Here is a 3404-nt window from a genome sequence, read left to right as displayed (position 1 = left end):
TCCGACTCTGGATGGTTCCGGTGGCGGCCACCGCGTACTGGGTGGGGCAAATGGTCCACACGTGGGCTTGGCCTCACCACTGACGCCGCCCCCAGCTCTTCGCAGCTGAGCTGGGAACGGCGTCTGAGTACGGGCGCGGGGCTCTTGCCGTTGCAGCGGTGAGGGCCCCGTCCGACTTAATTCGCCAACTAGTAGTCTATTTAGTCGTCTATTAAGTCGGTGACCCCACCCTAGCGCACCCATGGATGTACGAGGGTGGGTTTGTGCGATCGCACCTGCGATCGCAGATGCCCGTTAACCACCAGGTCAGCACCGGTCTAGCGCAGCTACGCCCCAGCCCACTCCAGCCCGAGGGCGGCCAGTGCAGCAAGCTTGTCGGCGCCCAGCTTGGCGCGCCTGCTCTTGCTGTTGCTGAGGAACACCCCGAGGCGCACCTCGCTCCCATCTTCCAGCCGCTCCACATGGCCCCGGCTCACGGTGACGGATCCGGTGCGGGCCTTGTACTGAGCCAGGGCCGCAACGCCCCGCTCGAAGGCCGCTGAGCGGCTCCCAGACGGCCGCTTACCCGCTGCCGCGTCTCCTGCTCCTGCCTGCGCCGGAACGGGCCGCTCGGCAGGCTCCACGCCCAGCTGCGTGAGCCGTTCACGCTGCCCGTCGCTCAGCTGCGGCCAGTCCTGCCGCTGGGTGGCCAGCCACCGGCCGATGTCCATGCCATGAACGACCGTCCCCGGCTCCACGGACGCGAGCTCACTGCCCGCAGCCACCAGGTTCTTCAGCGTGGCGTAGTGGCGCTGCCAGTCCACCGGCCACTGGGGCCGCCAGTCCGGATCGATCGCCTCCAACAGATCGGCCCGCCGCCGCGCCCGGACCGGGTCCTTGCCCAGCCCGCCCTTCTTACGGGCGTTGGCCAGCCACTGCCCCACCGGCCTGTCCAGGATCGCCGCCGTCACGGGGGCCGCGAGCGTGCCGTAGGCGTCGAAGTAGGCGCGGGCGGCTCCCAGGTTCTCCTCCCACGCCTCGTCGGCCGGCTCCCACACGATCCCCAGCTCCTCCAGGTCCTCCACCCGCTCGGAAGCCAGATGCCCGGAGCGCATCGCCCGCCGCTGGTCGGACAGCCACCTGCCCAGGGGGAAACCACCGCCCTGCCACGCGGCCGGCGCACCGGCCGGGCCGCCCTCCACGTGGTTGTAGGGGACGGCCAGGTGGCCCTCGCGCTGCCGGTAGGCGACCGCCGCGCGGTGCCCGGCCTTCCAGTTCGCGTGCTCGGGCTCGATCAGCTGGTACTTCACGAACTGGGCGACGAGCGCCGGGTCCCGCCGGGTCCCGAACCGCAGCAGCAGCCGGTTCTCCTCCGCGTCCTCACCCTCCGGTTCCTCACCGAGCCAGGACGACGCCGCTTCCGCGCGCTTGCTGTCTTCCTGCGGCGCAGCGAGCATTTCCACGGCACGTTCATCGTGCGCCCGCAGCCCGGACAACACTTTCACCAAGGGCTGATACGACGCGGAATACGGCATGTCTTCCGGACGCTCGTCCTCACCCAGGAAAATCGGCACGATCAGCGTCGCCAATTTCCCCTGATCCGGCTTCTGACGCAATGCACGACCGATGGCCTGGACGATATCCACCGCCGACCCCTTCGGGTCGATCAGCGCCACACTGTCCACGCTCGGCACGTCCACGCCCTCACCGAGAACACGGCAATTCGACATCACCGCACGCCCCGCCCGCGCCCCGAACGTCCGCAGCCGCTCGCCGCGCACCTCCTGGTCCTGCTCGCCCGACAGCCACCCCGCCCACACCCGCTCAGGATGCCGCTCGGGGTCGGCCGCGTGCAGCCGGCGCGCCACCCGCTCCAGGCCCTCGGCGAAGGCCCGCGCCTCGATGGTGCGGTGGTGGAAGGTGATACACCGGCTCAGCCGGTGCTCGCTCATCGTCTCCAGCAGCGCGGCCTGGAGCACCGCCAGCCGCTCACCGCGCACGTGCTCCTCGTACCGCTCCTCACCGTGCAGCTTCTGGAGCGTCAACTGCGGGTCCCGCAGCTCCACCACCACGATCTGGTACCGCGCCAGCAGCCCCCGCGAGATCGCCTCCGACAGCGCCATCGACCACAGAACCGGCCCGTAGATGGCCTCATCGTCCATGGAACAGGCCATCTCCTCCGGCAGCGGATCACGCGGCACCGGCGCCCCCTCGACCTCACGCTCCCAGCGCCGGCGCGGGGGCCGCTCCATCCAGATCCGCGGAGTCGCCGTCAGATACAGCCGCCGCATCGCCGGCACCTGCTCCTGATCATGCACAGCCGCCCACGCCTTGCTCAGATGACCACTGGTCCGGTGCGCCTCATCGACTGCCACCAGGTCCCACACGTCCATCGGAAGCCCGTACAGGCCCTCATGAGCCTCGATCAGGACCGGCAGGGAAGCGTAGGTGGCGAACACCGTCACCGGCCCCCTGCCCCAGTGCAGAGCCAGCTGCGGCGCGCTGGTCGTGGACGGCACCCCCAGCGAGTACAGCCGCGGATCGTCCTCGATCGAGCACACCGCCACCATCGGCCCCGCGTGCCCGAACGCCCGCCATTCCTGCACCGTCTGGGAAAGCAGCGCCAGGGTCGGAACGAGCACCAGCACGCGGCCGTGAGGCGCAATGCGGTGGGCGGCGGCAGCGGCGATGAACGTCTTTCCCGTGCCGCACGCGGCGTGCACCTGACCGCGCAGGCCATTGTCTGGGATGCGCTGGCCGGGCCTGATGGCGAGGCCGGACACAATGGCCTCCACAGCCTCTTCCTGATGCGGACGGAGCTTGATTTCATCGGCCATGACTGAGAATTCCTCCAGGACCACCAGGTGAGGTGGGAAGCGTTCGGGATGCTACCCGATGCATCACATGATGCACCACGGCTGTGACAGGTGGCGAGGCCCTACATCACCTCGTCTGACAGTTGGCCGATTCTCGCCCCATGACGGCATGACAGATGCTACTTTTACCCATATGGTTGAGGATTCCGGACCGGCCCCTTCAGGAGTCTTCCCGACCGAGACCGGGCCCGTTCCCCCGCCCCCGGTCCTCCTGCTCCTGGTAGTGCATGCCGGGGTGGCCGGCCTTGGGTCGGAGGTGACGGTCCGTTCGGGGTCCTACCTGGTAGCCAAACTGATGCACCGTCACCCGCCCCCCTCGTTGCCGCCCCGGCGGAGCCGGGTGGGCGGGAGCGCAGCGGACGCCCCGGGCCGGTGCAGCGCAGCGGAACCGGCCCCCCACGGATTGGAGCGCAGCGGAAATTCGAATTCACGCGCAGCGTGAATTACAGAAATGCGCGCAGCGCATTTCAAAAACCCGCGGAGCGGTCCCTCAGCGCTGCGCGCTGAGCAACGAGCGAATTCGCTGCGCGAATTGAAAACCGCTCCGCG

At 69.0% G+C, this 3404-nt stretch carries 1 protein-coding gene; it reads right to left on the bottom strand.

The features are described from left to right. Nucleotides 1-326: 326 nt before the first annotated feature. Nucleotides 327-2816, bottom strand: a complete 2490-nt coding sequence (locus tag JHAT_RS33290) for a DEAD/DEAH box helicase (RefSeq protein ID WP_077802004.1) — start codon at nucleotides 2814-2816, stop codon at nucleotides 327-329. Between the last annotated feature and the right edge of the window lie 588 nt (nucleotides 2817-3404).

This window comes from Streptomyces sp. JHA26, from assembly GCF_002005565.1.
Classification (GTDB): domain Bacteria; phylum Actinomycetota; class Actinomycetes; order Streptomycetales; family Streptomycetaceae; genus Streptomyces.
This window is presented reverse-complemented; position numbering and strand designations above follow the sequence as displayed.